We start from the raw sequence: 16,482 nt of genomic DNA, 5'->3' as shown, positions 1-16,482 counted from the left end.
GGCTTGCCGAGTACGACGCGTGCGTTATTCGAGTTCGGTGCCTTTGAGTTCGGGAATCAGGAAGCGTGTGGCGATCATGTCGAGCACGTAGAGGCTCGCGAGCAGCGCGATGGCGATCTGGAAGGAGTAGCGTGCGGCGAGCGCACCGACCACGAGCGGGCCGAGACCGCCGATGGCGCGTCCGATGTTCCACAGCACGTTCTGCGCAGTCGCGCGTGCTGCCGTGGGATACGCCTCGGACATCAGCGTGCCGTAGCCGCCGACCATCCCGTTGACGAACATGCCCATGAACGCACCGGCGAAGAGCATCACGCCCGGATCGGTCAGTTGCGAATAGACGATCACCATGACGACTGCGCCCGCCTGATACAGCAGGAACGTGGGACGGCGGCCGATGCGGTCGGCCAGTTGCCCGAAGGCCCACACGCCGAACATCATGCCGATGACCGTCGCGGCGGTCCAAAGGCCGGACTTCGTCAGCGAGAAACCGAGCTTCTGCGAGAGGAACGTCGGCAGCCAGATCATGATGCCGTAGTAACCGAAGTTCTGAACCGAACACAGAATGACGATGCCGAGGCTCACGCGCGTGGTACGGGCATCCTTCACGAGCAGACGAAACGCATTCGAGCTGCCGTGCTTTGGCGTCTTGTCCGTGCGGCGCACGAACACTTCCGGCTCGTGCAGTTTGTTGCGCAACACCCATGCGACGAGCGCAGGCAGCACTCCCACGAGGAACATGCCGCGCCAGCCGATGTACATCAGCAACAGCGGCGTGAGCAACGCGGCAGCAAGCACGCCCGTCTGCCAGCCGAGTGCGACATAAGACGACACGCGCGCGCGTTTGGACGCTGGCCATGCCTCCGCCGCGAGCGCCATGCCGATGCCGAACTCGCCGCCGAGGCCGATACCTGCAATCGTGCGATAGACCAGCAGATCCCAGAATCCTTGCGCCAGCGCACACAGACCGGTGAAGACCGCGAACAAGAGAATCGTCCACGTCAGCATGCGCACGCGGCCGTAACGATCCGATAACGCGCCGAACAGAATGCCGCCACCCACAGCGCCGATCAGCGTCCACGTGACGAGCGCACCGGCTTGCCCCGCCGTGAGGTGCAGACCGATCGTGATCGCCGGCAGCATGAAGCCGAGAATCAGCAGGTCGAAGCCGTCCATCGCATAGCCGATGGCAGAGCCCGCCAGCGCCTTCCATGCGTAAGGGGTGACGGTGTCGTCACCGGCGTTGGGCGAGGCGCCCGCGTGTTGTCTACGCGATGAATTCAGGTTGGCTTCCATGATCGGTTCCCGTGGGAGGCGAATGCCGTGGCGATCGATTACGCCGTCGCATTCGTCAATTTGTCTATATTTTTAGACGATCAGGTGAAAAAAACGCGTGACGTCACGCGTAGACCTCGGTCGTCAACTGGGCCGCGAACTGATTGAGCGAAGCGAGAAAGCTGGCGTCGGAAGTGCCGGCAGCGTCGCGCAACATCGTCGCGTACGTTTTACTGCGGGTCAGAAAGGCGTGGAACGTTTCGCCGTTGGTAGCAATGCCGGACTGCCTTTCTACAAAAGCCTGGGCGGCCTGCGCAAGCAACAGCATCGCGGCGGATTCGCGCGTGGCAGTGCGCGACGCATTCAGGCACCGTGCCGCGAAATCTTCGATGTCGGACAGACCGACCGTGTCGCGCTGTAACCAGGCGCATGCGAGTTGCAGATCCATCGTGCTCTCCATCTGTCTAAATATTTAGACTAATCGAACATCACAGGCCAGGCAAGACGAAAATAATCGGGGCTAACCCTGAGGCGCGGGAGAGGGCGCGGCACTGACGATCGGGGGCTCGACGGTGCCGCGGCGACGCTTTAGAAGCGTACGCGCATGCCTGCGCCGTACGTCTGGCCCGTCGACATATCGCTCATGTGGTCGTACTTGTACGCCACGTAGACGTCGGTCCGCTTGGACAGCGGGTAGTCGTAGCCGAGTGCCCACGTGGTGCGGCGCTGGTTGTCGCCTGACCCGTTCGAGCCGGTGTAGGCTACCGACGCCAGCACGCTGCCCAGACCGAGCGGCACCGATGCGCCGAGCTGCCCCGTGTTCGCATGGAAGTTGCCGCTGGCGGCCTGACTCGCGACGAGCATGTACTGCGCGAAGAACTTCACCACGGCCAGATCGTACGAGAGGCCGACCTGCACGGTGTTCTGATTCGTCAGCCCGGTCACGCCCGGCAGTTGCGCGCCGAAGTCGCCCGGCGTGGCGCTGAAATTCACGTACTGATAGTTCAAGGCGGCGGCGAACGGGCCGTTGGCGTACGTGAGCGCTGCAGCCCACTTCTTCGCGCTGTGGTCCGTGGCGCTATTGCCAGTGGCATAGAGCAGCGTGCCTGCCAACCCCGCGTAGGACGGCGTGGTGTAGGCCACCGCGTTGTTCCAGGCCGAGTCACCCACCACGCCTTGCGTTCCCAGACCCTTGTAGGTGTGGAAGATCATCGGCGAGAAGGTGTACGAGTTGTTGAACGGGTTGAACTGGATCGTCGCAAGGTACATCGGCGTGGTGATGCGCCCGATACGGAAGGTGCCCAGTCGCGTGTTGGACAACCCGACGTAGGCATTGCGCGAGAAGAAGCTGTCGCCCGCGAAACGGCCGTACGTGCCGTTGTTCGGCTGGAAGTAGCTCTCCAGCACGAAGAGCGCGCTATTGCCGCCGCCGAGGTCTTCCGTGCCCGACAAGCCCCAGTACGACGTGGTCATGCCGCCGCCTTGCTGCACAGCGGCCGCATTGCCGCCGGGGTTCTTCACCGAGCCGACGTAGGCGTCGGCCAGGCCGTAGAAGCTCACGCTCGACTGTGCATGTGCCGTGCTTGTGAGTGCCGCGGCACCCAATGCAACAGAACCCAACGCGACGGCGCTAGCCTTGCGCGCTGCCCGAGTCGTCCCAAACACCTTTTGCCAGGTCTTCATCATTCCCTCTTTGTTTGTATAAATTTCTGGACGGCGCGCAGGCTATCACCGCCCGTGCGTTGGGTCATCCCCCGAAAGCTGTCAGGTCGTCTGCGAGTGACGGTATTCTCACGGCATGGGGGCGCCGCGTCTCGAATCGTGCGTAAATCTAAAAAATTAGACAATCGGAAAAATATTCGGCCCATCGATGTGTGGCGTAGGCGTTACGGCAAGGGGGCGGTTTGCTCAGTGCTGGCCTTCGTCTGGACGGCCGATGCACGGTCCGTCAGCCGGGCGAGGCGACCGGTATAATCCCGGCACTGCCACGCGGGCACGACGCGATCTGCGGCGTCTCGCGATGTGCGCAATGTCTCGCACGAAGGCGGTTCCACGAGGTATCCAACAGGGGGCGATTTGACTCGAGCTGCAACGACATCCCGGGCGCCACGAGGCGCGCGCTTCAATTTCCGCGCCATCGGCGAACGCTTGCGTGCCTATCGGCTGGCAGCGGAATTACGCAGTGAGGATGTCGCCGAGCAACTCGATATCTCGCGCGCCGCCATCTACAAGCTGGAGCGCGGCGAGATCGTCAAGATCGATACGCTGGAGCGGCTCGCGGCGTTGCTCGGTGTGTCGCTTGCCAACCTGCTCGGGGTGGAAGTCGAGTACCACGACTCGGCCGTGAGCTACTTCGAGCGCATGCGTCAACTGGAAAGCCGTTCCGAGCGCATCGTCGCGCACTTCGATCCGATTTCGTTTCTGCTGACGTCCGACGACTACGACGTCTGGCTGCGTCACATGCTCGACGAGAGCATTCCGCCGACGCTCGTCGACCGTCATTGGGAAAACACGATCGATCGCGTGCTGGGCATCTTGCAGGAGCGTAAGTCGAGCTTCTCGCGTCAGCGTCTGGCCGTGACCAGTCTGATCGGCCTGCGCCAGATCGAGCAGTTCCTGCATCACGGGCTGGTCGGGCGACTGGGGTTGCCGCCGGGCGTGCAACTGGAGCGCAAGATGGCCGCGCGACGCGAAGTGGCGCGTATCGTCGAATTCCTCGAAGCCGATACGGCGGGCGTGCAGATCGGCATCGTCAGCGACAATATGCCCAACGAGACCTTCCAGATCTTCGAAGCGCAGGGCGAGGCATACGTTGCGGTGTCGCCGTTCCGTCTCGGCGAGTTGCCGAATCTGCGCACCGGCATCGCCACCATCACCACGTCGCCCGATGGCGTGGGCATGTATCGCGCCATGATCGACCGTCTGTGGGCCGATTCTGCGAAGGGCAAGGAAGGGGCCGCATTGCTCGGCCAGTTGCTCGCGCGATTCTGACGGTCGCATCATGCGCTGATCACGCATGATGCGTCGACCACGACGGAAGTCGCGTACCGGCACACTCTCAATAGGTGCCACAAAGCGAAGCCATCCCACAGAATCGAAATCGGCTCGCGGTAATCCCATCTAGTCTCTGTGCCCGAAGGTCATCCGGCCTTACTCACCTTAATCACCTTAATAACGGGAGATGAATAATGGGCACACCTTTCGGGGATTATTCGCAGCGAGGGTCGTCGGTATCGTCCGAGCCCGTATTGCTGTCAGGTCGACCGCTGTCGAGTGAATGCGGTCACAGCTTCGGTTCGGACTTCGCGCGGCTCGGGGCTGCGCCACCGGCGTCCACGGGTCCGCTCAGCAAGGCATGGCAGACCTATCCGCAGCGCACCAGAACGGTTGAAGACAACGGCGGTGTATCGTTCGGCCGCTGGCAAGCGTATCGGGCAAGCGAGCGAGCGAGGGCCGACGATCTGATGGCCCAGCCGCTCGTCGCCGAATCCATGAAAACGCGCATCGAAAAATGGCACACACTTTTTCAGTGCTGCATCGAGCGCGATATCTCATTCGAAGACAAACGAACCGAAGCCATGCAGCAGGTGCGCTACGGCGTTCGACCGGAAAACAGGGCGTTCGTGCGTACCTTCGATTCGACGCCGGTGGTCGATCAGTTGGTCGAGATCGAGCATGTGAACGACGAACTTGACCGAATGGCCAATGCAACGGGGTGCCAGCCGAACGGCCCGGCAAAGGCGATGGGGCTGCAACACCTTGCCGACATGGCGAGGATGCGCGACACCATGCTCGCGCTCACCGTCAACATCCACGACCGGAAATTCACCGAGCTGACGGTGGAGCGAAATCTGCTGATCGCGCTTAACGACATGGCGCGTGAAGCGCAACGCGAAATGTCCCGAGGCGGTGCCGACGTCCCGCTTCGATTGAAGATTCGCGGTGGCAAAGTGGTGCTCAAACCAGCGACGTCGAAATCGCGCTTTCAGAAGAATCAGATCCGTGCGCGCAACGATGCGGCGCGGCTCGCGTTGCTGCTCGGCTATCCGGCCGACCGGACGGTGACGTTGAACGATATTCGCGCAAAAGGACTCGGCTTGTACGAGTATTCCGCGGTGTTGGCCGATGCAAAAAGCGCGCCTCAAGACATGACGGTGTCGTGGCTTGGCGCGCGTGCGCTGGAGATCGATTACTGGAAGCACGCCGCGCGCGAGTTGCGCGACGACCTTAAGCATACGGATGGCGGCCGGATGAGCGGCGCGCCGTCCGAGTCGGCGCATGACGACGCGCAGTTCGATGAAGTCGATGGATCGCAAGGCGTGTCCGGGGGGGCGACAATCTCGCCTGCGCTGGCCGGCTCGATTGCAGATGCCTTAGACGGCACACCAGACGAAGTGAACACACAGACGGCCCTGGCAGCCCCCGTCACGAAGTCCGTCCGACCGAAGGCCCAGGCGACCTCACACCGCGAACAGTTTGTCGAGCAGTTCATCGGTGCCCATCCGGGGCGTGCGGGGCGTCTGAGCGTCATCTTCGAACGGAGCCAGTCGGTCGAGCGGCTGGCCGAGCAGGGCGACCGATATCGCAAGGCCCAGCGCGAACATCAACCGGTGCGGCGTCTTTCGGGGGAGGTGGGGCGTGCGATGTCGCGGCCGGTCCGTCGTCCGGCCGGTCCCACGGTGGACTGGATGAACGAAACGCCTGAGCAAATGGCATTGCGAGCGGGGGCGCGTCCGAAGACATATCGTGTGCTGCCCCCCGGTGTGAACCCGTCGGACACGCCGCCTCCGCTGCCTATGACGCCGCCGCCCGATCAGGAATAAGTCACCCCACGGTCGTCAAAGTACAACCCGCCATCGGTTTCCGGTGGCGTTTTTTTTGCGTGCGCGCATCGCATTCACCGAATTTGGGGCCTCATGAATTCCCTCTGATCGAATGCGAATTCCTGTGGGGAGGTGCTCGTTTTGTCACTGTGGGAGAGCCGTGGCCGATCAGGCGGAAACCCACGCTGGGCGTGGCGTCATGCGATTTCTCGATGCCAAAACTTCGCGAAAGCGATTTGCGAGAAACTGATGCCAAATGAGTAATTTTTGCGGAGTTTTTGTCACAGGGATGAGGGGCGATTGAGATATTCAGCGAGGAATCGTCAAATATGGCTCGTAACGAGCTGCCGCTCAAACCACCCTAATCGCTGCGCCGATAACTGTGATGTCGCCGAGCATGCGGGAGCGCGAGGGACGTGAACGCCAATGCCCATGTGGTTCCTGGGGATATTTGTACGTCGAGCACAGAATGCGAAAACGCAAGAGAAAACAGCGCAATCTTGAGTAGATTTGCGCTGTTCTTGTCACCGAATGTTCGGATTCGCGTCCAAACGCTGCGTGACGGGGGACGTGCTTGCGGATCATTGGCCGCCGGCGGGAAGTCTGAAGAGGGCCGAATCTTGCCGGTTGTCATGGCGTTCTGACGCTCATGCTCCCCTTGTGCACTAGCGTCGTCCAGCAGTCGTTTGAGGCGCTCCACCATGGCCTCGTCATCGTGCAATGCTGGCTGCCCTGCAAGTTCAATGCGCCCAGCATTACATGCATCAGACGGCTAGAGCCTTTAGCATTCTCTCGACTTCTTTTGAATTCGCACCCTTATTTAAGTAGTCGTATAAAACTGCGATGATCTCGGCTGTTCTAGTCGGGGACATTCGACCACCTGCCGAGTGCTCGGCAAGCGCCCTGGTGGCTTGGCTGAGCAATTCCAAGTCCACCTTTCCGCTACGTGGCGGGGCTTCGAGTGAGTTCAATTTGGCACCGCCGACATCTGGTATGTACTTTGTCGGAAGTCTATACACCCTCCTGGTGCCGCCGCGTCCTTTTCTTGTCTCGAAATACCAGCCTTCCAAGGCCGCACGCTCGATGATCTTTCCCTTGGTTGTAGGCAAACCCTTCAATCGCATTGCTGCGATTTCGGCTGCCGATAGGAGGGCTTGTCCGTACACTCGGTGTCCTATTGGGCCTTGTCTTGCTTGCCGATCAGGCGGCCAAGGCCTTTAGCATCCGGGACATATCACCTTGCTCGGCACCTCTGGCGACATAGTCGTAGAGGACGGCGATGATTTCCGCCTTTTTGCCGGGAGCCAAAGTCTGGCCTCGATCGGCAAGCCATTGCTCGAGCGCCGTCGTCGCGATGCGCAGCGCATCAAGGTCAACTCGCGCCGGTTCTGTGCGCCCCTGGTCTCTTTCGTGCCCAGGTTCTGCGCTAGTGCCTTGGAAATACTGTTCCGGCACTCGAAAGACGCGTCGCGTGCCGCCCAAACCCGTCTTCTCCTCTGAATACCACCCCTCGCGCTCCGCCCGCGCGGCTATGCCGATTTTTGTCGTCGGCAAGTCCGGCAATTTCATGGCTACGATTTCGCGTGCTGACAGAAGACGTTTCACCTTGCACTTGCCTTTTGCGAAGCGCTAAGTTTGACTTTGCACTCCGGGGATAAGGTTGAATTCGCCATTTTTATAATTAAATCATGTAGTTGCTTGTCAATTTCTCCGCGAGCGTTTGTGCTGTTAAGTGCAAAGTAGAAAATGAGGTTGACTTTGCACTTCTTTGCACTTACGATTCGTTAGAAATGACGTTTGGGATTTGTTGATCCCAAAAAAACGGCGCTTTCGCCAGTCCAATTTTTGGAGCAGTTATGGGTACTTGCCACGATGACGGATGGCACAAAGAGGACATCAAGGCTGCGATCCGCAAGAAGGGGATCAATATGACAAAACTCGCCAAGATGTTCGGAATACCACCTTCAAACGTCCGAAATGCTTGCGTGCGACCTGTTGCCTCAGGGGAGAAGGCCATCAGCGCATTCATCCAAGTACCGCTTTACGTCTTGTGGCCTGATCGCTGGACCCCGGAGGGGCAGCGAATTAGGCCGCGTTACGCTCATAAGTATATCGGTGCCGCACGATTTAGTCGAAAAAAGTGCAAAGCGAACGGGGGTGATCGGAAATGACCGGCGCTGTGAAGTCGCATTACTCATGCGCCGAGCTCGTCTCAATGGGGTTGGATGGTCTTCCTTCTACAAAGGTGGGGATTGCAGCCAAAGCGGATCGGGAGGGCTGGCCCGTTCGAGCATCGACGGGCATCGGCGGGACACGTAAGGAATACGTTCCTCCGGCCGCGCTAATGTCTCAGATTCGCCAGCGTGCCGCCAATCAGTTGGCAAGTGTCGTCCTGGTTCCCGTCGATCCACGATCCAGAGAGGGGAAGCGGTCGGATCTTATCGAGACCGATGCGCAACGCCTGACGGCAGATGCCCGTAAGGGAATCCTGACCACGCTTGATCGCTTGATGTTGCAGTGTGGCATGTCGCGGCAGTCTGCCATGGAGACTCTTCTGGATCAGGCGGCTTCAGGGGCGCTCGATGATCACGTCGTCATGATGCTCCGGGCCGCCCGTGATAGCCGTGGTCGCAAGGGGAACGGCCTCCCCAGTGTTCGTACGCTCAAGCGCTGGCTGGCGCAGGGCAAGGCTGGCGATCTAGTGCCGAAGTTCAATGAAGTCGACTACGATCCGCCGGTATGGGCCAAGCCCTTTTGCGAGTTCTATCAGCTTCCGCAGAAACCTTCGGTCGAAATGGCATACCGCAATTTTGCCCAGGCATACCACGCGGGCTGCGATTGGGAGTTGCCCACGATCCACCAAGTACGCCGATTCCTCGGGAAACTCGGCAAGGTCTCTCGCGAGATTGGTCGGATGGGGCCACGAGAGCTGAAGAACCTGCGCCCGTTCGTGCGTCGCACCTTCGCTGATTTGTTGCCAAATGACGTATGGAGCGCGGACGGTCACACTTTTGATGCGGAAGTTCAGCATCCATTGCACGGTCGTCCGTTCCGCCCGGAGATCACGGCGATCATTGACATCGCAACGCGCATGATCGTGGGCTTCTCGATTGGCCTGTCCGAATCCAGCCTTGTCGTATTGGAAGCGATTAGTGACGCCGCTGTGCGTCATGGACTTCCCAGCATCTTCTACGTCGACAACGGATCTGGATACAACAACCATCTGCTGAAGAAAGAAGGCACCGGGCTTCAAGGTTTGCTTGGGTTCCAGGTGAAGCATTCGCTTCCCTATAACTCCCAGGCGAAGGGCGTAATCGAACGCTCGCATCGCTCAATTTGGGTCGAGGCTGCCAAGTTACTGCACAGCTATGTTGGGTCGAGCGTAGATCGTGAGCACCGGCTGGCGCATTTCAAGATTACGCGTGCTGCGGTGCGAAAGGGGGGAGTCATGCCTCTCATTGGTTGGGACAATTTCGTCTTGTTCTGTGCCGACCAAGTCGATGAGTACAACAAGCGCCCACACCGATCACTGCCGAAATTCACTGACCCCGAGAGCGGCCGCCGCAGGCACATGTCGCCAGCGGACGTTCTCGCAGGATTCCGCGACAAGGGGTGGGAGCCGATGCAATTGGGGGCGGATGAAGTGAATCGAGTCTTCCGCCCGCGCATCGAGCGCGTGGTGCAGCGCGGTGAGGTTGTGCTCTTCAATAATCGCTACTTCAGCCAGGCACTCACCGAATTCAACGGAGACCTGGTGCACGTGGCTTACGACGTGCATGACGCTCACCGAGTGTGGATTCACCACACAGATGGTCGCTACATCTGCTCAGCCGACGCTGGTGCCAACGAGGCTCCATATTTCCCGATGTCTGTCATCGAACAGGCTCGCGAGAAGCGCCGGGACGCTCGTATCAAGCGATTGGATCAGAAACGAGAGGAGGTGGAAGCCGAATACGTGGGACGTCGCGCTTTGACTGCGGAATCAGGCGACGTGCTGAACATTCCGGGTTTGGGGCGGATAAGTCGCGGGGATCTGGATGCGCACATCGTTGATGCGGAAATCGTTCCGATCAAACCGGCGGTGCAGGTGTTGGTGGATAGCGTGCCTGACGAGACGGCCCAAGAGCAATGGAACACGCCAGAGCAGAGATATGCGCGCTGGATCGATCTGAGAAACCAACGCAGAGACGGTGTCGTACTTACCGAGGAGGATGCCCGCTTTTACGAGAGATATCAGCAGAGCAAAGAATTTGCGGTGCAGAAGCGCCACGATGACGAGGCTGGCGAGGGGCAACTCGCCAGCCTCTAAGAACTACCCAACTAAACACAGGTGAATCATGACAGAAATTGCAACGACCGACAAACCGACAGTCAACCGCATTGCGCAAACGCAGAACATCGCACTGTGCGACATGGCGCTCGAGCGTGCACTGACCCGTAGCGATAGTCTTCCGGCGCTTGTGTGCCTGTACGGCCCTTCGGGTTTCGGAAAGAGCTTTGCGGCTGCCTATGTGGCGAACAAGCGGCGCGCCAGATACGTGGCGGCGAAGTCATCCACTACGAAAACTCACTTCCTAAAATCTGTAATGCACGAGATGGGCATCCAGCATGAGGGAAGGCTGACGGTGCCCGACATGGTCGACGTCGTGTCGGAGGAGCTGGCAGCGAGCGGACGCCCGCTGATCGTTGATGAGTTCGACCACATGGTGAGTCGCAATCTTGTCGAGCTGGTGCGAGACATCTATGAAAGCAGCCAAATGCCGATTCTGATGATTGGCGAGGAAGGCCTGCCCAGCAAGCTCAAGCGATGGGAGCGCATGCACGGCCGGGTGCTGGCGTGGGTGCCCGCACAACCCGGATCCATTGAGGACGCGCGGAAGCTCGCAAGAATTTACTGCCCCAAGGTTGCTGTTGGGGAGGACTTGCTCCGGCGGTTGGTTGACGTGGCCCACGGTTCCGTCCGCCGGATCTGTACGAATCTGGAGAACATCCAGGAGAGCGGGCTCCAGCTTGGGGCCGAAACGATGACCCTGGCATCGTGGGGCGACAGGGAGTTCTACACCGGCGAAGCACCGAAGCGTCGAGTGTGAGCGCGTCAACTGTTCTAGGAGGAAAAACATGGCTATGAAGCCTATTGAAGCGGAAGGTGATGCCGTCGGAGGCAACGTTCAACGTCAACGGATCTGGGAGGCGATACGAGAGAACCGAGCCGAATTCACAGCACGAGCAGTTGCAACGTGCAGCCGCGTGTCGACGGAGACGACCCGCAAGTACCTTCGGTCATTGCAGACGGCAGGCTATATCGAAGTCACCGGCCAGCGCGCACGCGTGACGAATGCAGGGCGGTACCGCCTAAAGAAGGATGCAGGCATCGAGGCTCCCCGTATCGACCTGCGCGGCAACGTCCTTCCGCCGACGTACTGCGAGAACCTGTGGCGAACCATGCGAATTCTGGGAAGTTTCTCCGTGGCGGAGTTGGCCCTGGCTGCCTCGACAGAGGACGTCCAAATCGCCGCCATGACCGCGCAGAATTTCGTCAGATTTCTTGTGCTGGCCGGATACGTGAGGATAGAGGTCGATGCGCGGCGCGGCATCCGGGCGGCAGGCGCGAAGGCGGCAAGGTATCGCCTCATGCCTGGGAAATACACCGGGCCACTTCCACCGATGGTGCAGAAGCGACGCAGCGTCTACGACCAGAATCTGAAGCGCGTTGTCTGGAGCAAGGAGGCTGGAAGTGATGTTTGCTGAGATTCCGAATTGGTTGGAGCGGCTTCGCGCCGCCGTCGAAAAGGAGTCGGCCACGGAGATCGCGAAGCGACTGAAGGTGTCGCGGACGTCAGTGAGTCTACTACTTAGCGGCAAGTACCCGGGCAAGACGGACAGGATGCAGGCGCGAGTCTTGACAAGCCTGTGCGCTGTCGAGTGTCCGCATACGGGAAAGGTATTGTCGCTGGATGACTGCCACGAAATCGCGATGCGACGAATGCCGATGAACAAGCCGTTTGAGATGCCGCAGTGGCGAGCGTGTCGGGTCTGTGTCAATTGCCCCGCAAAAGGAGCCTCTAATCGCTCAAGGCAAACCGCAGGTGCAAAGGAGTAGACGATGAACACACAATTTCCCGCCAACCTCCCTGGCGAAGCGGTTGCGAGCCTTACGTCCAGTCCCGCGCTCATTCTGCGCACCATCGGTGAGCTGGAGGCGAAGGGCTTGGTTCCCCTAGGTTTTGAGCATTCGAAGCACATGCCGCCAACCGTGCAACTGGAGCCGACCAGCGAGTGCATCGCAAAGGTCATGGACGGCACGGCCGTGTATTACGTCGAGTCCGTTGTCGATGGCGTCCGAACCCGAAAGGGCCAGTTTCGCCTGAATGACGTTCGCGTCATCTGGACTGAAAGGGAGGAGATCGCCTAACCAGAGTCAATCACATTTTTTCAGCGGAAATACGCAACATTTTATTAGGACTACGAAATGACGCACACGGAAACCATCCTGAAATACATCGTAGAGCACCCCGGATCGTCGGCTGCTCAGGTAGCGGACGGATGCAATTTGAGCATTGAAGATATCAGTGACCTGCTTCTCCCGTCGATCACCAACGGCAAGGTGATCAAAGACCCCCAGGGGCGTGGATCGGTTGTTTTCTATCACCCGTCCCAGTCCCTCATCCGCGAGTTCCTGCCGGTTGGCGCGCCAGCGCGTGGTCGCCCGCGGAAGGCCGTCGCGCAGTCAACGTCTGACGACGGTGACTTCTCGTGCGGTTTCTACACGGACGGGCGCTTGTGTATCACGAAGAAGAACAAGGAGATCTTCCTGACATCCGGCGAGCGCGCGTCGCTCGTTGGTTTCCTCGACGCCATCAACATCGACCTCATCACTGGAGCAGCGCAATGAACGCACAGCAACGCCCGACCATCGTCAATCCCATTTCGCTCCGTAGCGCAGACGAGCTACGCGCTGAGTTGAGCCGCGTCAACGGTGAGCTGCTCGCGCATTCGACTCAACTGTCCACGGTGTACGGCAAATATCAGTTGCTGACGTTGTTCGCCAACCATGTCTATCGGCAACATCTGCGCGGGGACTTTCGCGGGGTGGCGGCACTGCTTCAGCATCAACTAAACGCCTTGCCTGAGCTGCGTGAGGCGTTCGAGGAAATGAATGACTTCTCGGACTTTTGCCACATCGAGCATTGGGAGAAATCGGCCCGCGCCAAGACTTCCGGCGAGCCGATGCCGGAATACAAGTCCGGTTTCGAAGACCCTTGGCAACTTGGCGACGTGGCAGTGCTGCAACTCAAGCTTGACGACGCCCACCGGGCTGGCATCGAGCAGGCATTGCGCTCCGAGCGGCTTGAAGCCTCGCTGAAGAGCCTTGGCAACGGCGTGTGGCCGTTCGTCACGGCTCACCTTGAGGGTGACCAGGCTGGTGTGCTCGAAGCTGTCGCGAACTTTGTCGAGACATACGTCCGTAGCAGCCCGCGCCACTAAACGATCCGAATTCAGGAGATATCAAATGGAACAAGAAATTCCCGATGGATTTGCGTGTGACGCGCACGGTCGGCTTATCCCCAAGGGGATGGTCAAGCCAATTGACGAATTGCGCGACCAAACGGTGCGCGCTTTGGTGAAAGAAGCGCTGCGCGTGCAGGCGGAACTGATGGAATACAAGCTGCGCGCCTTTACTGATATCGAGGCGTTTGTAGCAGCGAGCTTCGAGCAGTACGGCGTGAAGTCCGGAGGAGCCAAGGGAAACGTCACGCTGATGACGTTCGATGGACGATACAAGGTCGTTCGTCAAATCGCGGAACGCATCCAGTTCGGCGAGCAGTTGCAAGCGGCCAAGGAACTCATTGACGAGTGCTTGCGCGAATGGACGAAGGATAGCGATGGCAAGGTCAAGGCAATCATCAACGAGGCATTCCAAGTCGACAAAGAAGGCAACGTGAATACCGGCCGCGTCCTCGGGTTGCGGCGTCTGAACATTGACGACCCCAAGTGGGCTACAGCGATGCGCGCCATTGTCGATAGCATTCGTGTGACGGGCACAAAGCCGTATGTCCGGATCTACGAGCGCGACGAGTCCACGAAAGAGTACAAGGCGATCAGCCTGGACATCGCTGCTATCTAACCCATCGGAGATTGCCATGAGTTTGAGCAAAGAGCAGCGGGCCGAGCTGGAGGAAGAGCTGGCCTTGCCGTATGGGCGTGTCGACCTGATGTGCGACGGCTTCAAGGTCACGCTTTCAGTGCGGCCGTGGAAGCGCCTGGTCTATCGCGTCATCACCTATGTGAACGGCGAGTATTCGTACCGGTGGGCATGGAACGAAACGCCGTTGCCGGAGCAGAAATTCCTGCGCAGGTCAGTCCGCAAGGTCTGTTCGGCGAAGACCCGGCGCGCAGCGGAGAAGGCTTGCGGCAAGCGCTACGTGAAGAAGGATCCGTTCTACAGCGACACGGTGACGTACTTCATGCCCGACTGGCCGAATGGACGCTCCGCAATCAATCACCTTTGCAAGGTCTGCGAAAGCGTCCAGGTGGTCACGCCAAGTCAGCGCACGACGGTTAGCGTGAATCTTGGAGGCGGCGCACCTCCTGCTTCGGAGGTGACGCCATGACGGCCGACATGTACGTGATCATCTTCGGGCTGGTCTCGTTCGGCTGGATTTGCCGCCGTGACTTGCTCCGTTGGTTCTGGAGGAAAAAGTGATATCGGGCAAGTTGCTGACCCTGATCCATGTTGCCCGGCAGAAACTCGGCATGGACGACGACACGTACCGTGCAATGCTTTTTGAGGCGGCGGGAGTCAGGTCAGCCAAGGACTTGACTCCGGCGACGGCCGAGCGAGTGCTGCGTCACATGAAACGCTCCGGCTTTGTGCCAAAAGAGTCGCTCGGCCGTCGCCCCAAGGTCGCCACAATCTACGAGCCGAAGTTGCGAAAGATTGAAGCTCTGCTCGCGGACGCCGGACGATCTTGGAGCTACATCACGAAAGGGATGGTAAAGCGCATCTGCAAGGTGGACGCCATCGAGTTTTGCCAGGGCGAAGAACTGACCATGCTTATCGCCGCGTTGCAGAAGGATGCGGATAGGAGGCGCAATGAACTTCGGCGACGTTGAACACCTTCTTCCCGAGGTGGCTCAATTGTTGGTTCGGGTGATTGGCATTTCCAAGGCGACGCGTCTCGTGGAGCAACTGGGCGGCACCACCTTCCCGGTGCCGGTTTATCTGACAACGCGGCGGGACGGCGAGGCAAGTTTCGAAGCGTTATCGGAGATCGTAGGGTATCGCGCCGCGACCAACATCTCAAAGTACTTCGGCGGGAACAATCTGTATGTGCCGAAGTGCGAGCGGGCGATGCGTGAGTTGCGTGGTCGTGCCATTCGTAGTGAGTTTGACAAACTGGCGCGGGAATACGGCTCACGTGGGAGCGTGGCGAAACTGGCGAAGAAATACCATATCGCCGACCGTCACGTGTGGCGTATCTTGAAAATGACAGACGACGTACCGATTGACGATCAGGGCACGTTGTTCTGACTCTCTCCTGTAATACCTTTCGGCCCCGCCACTGTGCGGGGCTTTTTCATTGGTGGTGACATCCGCCAGCCCGCACAAGCGCTACCACAAACGTAAAGTTACTTCGTGATGTTGCATGTCACTACATGACACGGACAGGAGTAACTCGATGGCACGAATTTCACCGGAGGTGGCGGGCGGCGCGAACGTTATCGCGCTGCTCGATACCGTAGCTCGCAGCGAGATCGACGCATGGACGCTCGCCAATAGCGACGATGGCTACAACGTCCTGGTCGGCTCGCACGGCCCCATGCGCAAGAGCTGCGGCGGCGAGTTCGCTCCGTCGCTCCTCACCTTCCCTTCGTATGACACGCATCCGAACGTGCTCAATCACGAGCTGGATTCGACGGCCGCTGGCCGCTATCAATTGCTGCATCGCTGGTTCGCGCCTTACGCCAAGGAACTGGACCTTCCCGACTTCAGCCCGCTATCGCAGGACATGATCGCGCTTCAGCAGATCCGGGAGCAGGGTGCGCTGGAGATGATCCAGCACGGGCAATTCGCAATGGCGATTGCCGCCTGCTCGAATATATGGGCGTCGTTGCCGGGAAATAGCTACGGCCAGCACCAGAACAGCCTCGCGTCACTTGCCGAGATCTACAAGGCGTGCGGCGGTCAGATCGCGGTCGGCTGAGGGGCGGCAATGAACCTGCGCGAACTGATCACCGACGCGAACGGCCGATTGAGCCACCTGCAACTATGGCCGAGCATCGCATCAGCCGCTGCGACGGCCGTCTTTCTCTACCAGGGCTTTACCCATCAACTCACGATCTACACGTGGCTGATCTACCTCGGCTGCGTTGGTGGCTATTCCGC

Annotated in this window: 19 protein-coding genes; 14 read left to right on the top strand and 5 right to left on the bottom strand. The window is 59.4% G+C overall.

What is annotated here, in order from left to right:
* Positions 1-24: 24 nt before the first annotated feature.
* From PAN31117_RS15235 to PAN31117_RS15225, 3 genes are all read right to left on the bottom strand, one after another.
* Positions 25-1,293, bottom strand: a complete 1,269-nt coding sequence (locus PAN31117_RS15235; RefSeq protein ID WP_150738921.1) for an MFS transporter — start codon at positions 1,291-1,293, stop codon at positions 25-27.
* Positions 1,294-1,396: 103 nt separating this feature from the next.
* Positions 1,397-1,720 (bottom strand): hypothetical protein, encoded by a 324-nt coding sequence (locus PAN31117_RS15230; protein ID WP_150738920.1) that lies wholly within the window; start codon positions 1,718-1,720, stop codon positions 1,397-1,399.
* 140 nt (positions 1,721-1,860) lie between these two features.
* A complete protein-coding gene (locus PAN31117_RS15225) occupies positions 1,861-2,958 on the bottom strand; it encodes a porin (protein ID WP_370855761.1) in 1,098 nt (365 codons plus the stop codon).
* Positions 2,959-3,348: 390 nt separating this feature from the next.
* On the opposite strand from PAN31117_RS15225, the gene PAN31117_RS15220 reads away from it, so the two are divergent.
* Both PAN31117_RS15220 and PAN31117_RS15215 read left to right on the top strand, forming a co-directional pair.
* Positions 3,349-4,263 carry a helix-turn-helix domain-containing protein gene (locus tag PAN31117_RS15220; RefSeq protein WP_046293556.1) on the top strand — a complete coding sequence of 305 codons (915 nt, stop codon included), beginning with the start codon at positions 3,349-3,351 and terminating at the stop codon, positions 4,261-4,263.
* 257 nt (positions 4,264-4,520) lie between these two features.
* Positions 4,521-6,095 carry a hypothetical protein gene (locus PAN31117_RS15215; protein WP_150738919.1) on the top strand — a complete coding sequence of 525 codons (1,575 nt, stop codon included), beginning with the start codon at positions 4,521-4,523 and terminating at the stop codon, positions 6,093-6,095.
* Positions 6,096-6,859: 764 nt separating this feature from the next.
* On the opposite strand, the gene PAN31117_RS15210 is transcribed toward PAN31117_RS15215, so the two are convergent.
* Positions 6,860-7,261 carry a hypothetical protein gene (locus tag PAN31117_RS15210; protein WP_150738918.1) on the bottom strand — a complete coding sequence of 134 codons (402 nt, stop codon included), beginning with the start codon at positions 7,259-7,261 and terminating at the stop codon, positions 6,860-6,862.
* A gap of 34 nt (positions 7,262-7,295) precedes the next feature.
* Positions 7,296-7,700, bottom strand: a complete 405-nt coding sequence (locus tag PAN31117_RS15205) for a DNA-binding protein (protein ID WP_150738917.1) — start codon at positions 7,698-7,700, stop codon at positions 7,296-7,298.
* Positions 7,701-7,951: 251 nt separating this feature from the next.
* Between PAN31117_RS15205 and PAN31117_RS27815 the strand changes: the two genes are divergently transcribed.
* From PAN31117_RS27815 to PAN31117_RS15145, 12 genes are all read left to right on the top strand, one after another.
* Positions 7,952-8,266: a helix-turn-helix domain-containing protein gene (locus PAN31117_RS27815; RefSeq protein WP_150738916.1), complete on the top strand. Its 315-nt coding sequence runs from the start codon at positions 7,952-7,954 to the stop codon at positions 8,264-8,266.
* A complete protein-coding gene (locus PAN31117_RS15195) occupies positions 8,263-10,404 on the top strand; it encodes a Mu transposase C-terminal domain-containing protein (protein WP_150738915.1) in 2,142 nt (713 codons plus the stop codon). The genes PAN31117_RS27815 and PAN31117_RS15195 overlap by 4 nt, the downstream gene beginning before the upstream one ends.
* Positions 10,405-10,432: 28 nt before the next feature.
* A complete protein-coding gene (locus PAN31117_RS15190; RefSeq protein ID WP_150738914.1) occupies positions 10,433-11,185 on the top strand; it encodes an AAA family ATPase in 753 nt (250 codons plus the stop codon).
* Positions 11,186-11,213: 28 nt separating this feature from the next.
* Positions 11,214-11,843: a hypothetical protein gene (locus tag PAN31117_RS15185; RefSeq protein ID WP_150738913.1), complete on the top strand. Its 630-nt coding sequence runs from the start codon at positions 11,214-11,216 to the stop codon at positions 11,841-11,843.
* Between the two features lie 355 nt (positions 11,844-12,198).
* Positions 12,199-12,507 carry an HI_1482 family protein gene (locus PAN31117_RS15180; protein ID WP_150738912.1) on the top strand — a complete coding sequence of 103 codons (309 nt, stop codon included), beginning with the start codon at positions 12,199-12,201 and terminating at the stop codon, positions 12,505-12,507.
* 57 nt (positions 12,508-12,564) lie between these two features.
* A complete protein-coding gene (locus tag PAN31117_RS15175) occupies positions 12,565-12,987 on the top strand; it encodes a hypothetical protein (RefSeq protein ID WP_150738911.1) in 423 nt (140 codons plus the stop codon).
* A complete protein-coding gene (locus PAN31117_RS15170) occupies positions 12,984-13,580 on the top strand; it encodes a hypothetical protein (protein WP_150738910.1) in 597 nt (198 codons plus the stop codon). The genes PAN31117_RS15175 and PAN31117_RS15170 overlap by 4 nt, the downstream gene beginning before the upstream one ends.
* Positions 13,581-13,605: 25 nt before the next feature.
* A complete protein-coding gene (locus PAN31117_RS15165) occupies positions 13,606-14,220 on the top strand; it encodes a DUF3164 family protein (protein WP_150738909.1) in 615 nt (204 codons plus the stop codon).
* A 16-nt stretch (positions 14,221-14,236) separates the two neighbouring features.
* Positions 14,237-14,707, top strand: coding sequence for a hypothetical protein (locus tag PAN31117_RS15160; protein WP_150738908.1), 471 nt, complete (start codon positions 14,237-14,239; stop codon positions 14,705-14,707).
* A gap of 70 nt (positions 14,708-14,777) precedes the next feature.
* Positions 14,778-15,209 (top strand): gp16 family protein, encoded by a 432-nt coding sequence (locus tag PAN31117_RS15155; RefSeq protein WP_246185670.1) that lies wholly within the window; start codon positions 14,778-14,780, stop codon positions 15,207-15,209.
* Positions 15,190-15,627, top strand: a complete 438-nt coding sequence (locus tag PAN31117_RS15150; RefSeq protein WP_150738907.1) for a Mor transcription activator family protein — start codon at positions 15,190-15,192, stop codon at positions 15,625-15,627. The genes PAN31117_RS15155 and PAN31117_RS15150 overlap by 20 nt, the downstream gene beginning before the upstream one ends.
* Positions 15,628-15,775: 148 nt before the next feature.
* Positions 15,776-16,300: a glycoside hydrolase family 24 protein gene (locus PAN31117_RS15145; protein ID WP_150738906.1), complete on the top strand. Its 525-nt coding sequence runs from the start codon at positions 15,776-15,778 to the stop codon at positions 16,298-16,300.
* Positions 16,301-16,482: the final 182 nt, after the last annotated feature.

It is taken from the genome of Pandoraea anapnoica (assembly GCF_902459765.1).
GTDB lineage: Bacteria > Pseudomonadota > Gammaproteobacteria > Burkholderiales > Burkholderiaceae > Pandoraea > Pandoraea anapnoica.
This window is presented reverse-complemented; position numbering and strand designations above follow the sequence as displayed.

Bases quoted from the DNA above. Each gene is read 5' to 3' on its own strand.
- PAN31117_RS15235 (WP_150738921.1), bottom strand. From the start codon at position 1,293: ATGGAAGCCAACCTGAATTCATCGCGTAGACAACACGCGGGCGCCTCG.
- PAN31117_RS15180 (WP_150738912.1), top strand. From the start codon at position 12,199: ATGAACACACAATTTCCCGCCAACCTCCCTGGCGAAGCGGTTGCGAGC.
- PAN31117_RS15225 (WP_370855761.1), bottom strand. From the start codon at position 2,958: ATGATGAAGACCTGGCAAAAGGTGTTTGGGACGACTCGGGCAGCGCGC.
- PAN31117_RS15150 (WP_150738907.1), top strand. From the start codon at position 15,190: ATGAACTTCGGCGACGTTGAACACCTTCTTCCCGAGGTGGCTCAATTG.
- PAN31117_RS15165 (WP_150738909.1), top strand. From the start codon at position 13,606: ATGGAACAAGAAATTCCCGATGGATTTGCGTGTGACGCGCACGGTCGG.
- PAN31117_RS15170 (WP_150738910.1), top strand. From the start codon at position 12,984: ATGAACGCACAGCAACGCCCGACCATCGTCAATCCCATTTCGCTCCGT.
- PAN31117_RS15145 (WP_150738906.1), top strand. From the start codon at position 15,776: ATGGCACGAATTTCACCGGAGGTGGCGGGCGGCGCGAACGTTATCGCG.
- PAN31117_RS15175 (WP_150738911.1), top strand. From the start codon at position 12,565: ATGACGCACACGGAAACCATCCTGAAATACATCGTAGAGCACCCCGGA.
- PAN31117_RS15195 (WP_150738915.1), top strand. From the start codon at position 8,263: ATGACCGGCGCTGTGAAGTCGCATTACTCATGCGCCGAGCTCGTCTCA.
- PAN31117_RS15185 (WP_150738913.1), top strand. From the start codon at position 11,214: ATGGCTATGAAGCCTATTGAAGCGGAAGGTGATGCCGTCGGAGGCAAC.
- PAN31117_RS15230 (WP_150738920.1), bottom strand. From the start codon at position 1,720: ATGGATCTGCAACTCGCATGCGCCTGGTTACAGCGCGACACGGTCGGT.
- PAN31117_RS27815 (WP_150738916.1), top strand. From the start codon at position 7,952: ATGGGTACTTGCCACGATGACGGATGGCACAAAGAGGACATCAAGGCT.
- PAN31117_RS15190 (WP_150738914.1), top strand. From the start codon at position 10,433: ATGACAGAAATTGCAACGACCGACAAACCGACAGTCAACCGCATTGCG.
- PAN31117_RS15160 (WP_150738908.1), top strand. From the start codon at position 14,237: ATGAGTTTGAGCAAAGAGCAGCGGGCCGAGCTGGAGGAAGAGCTGGCC.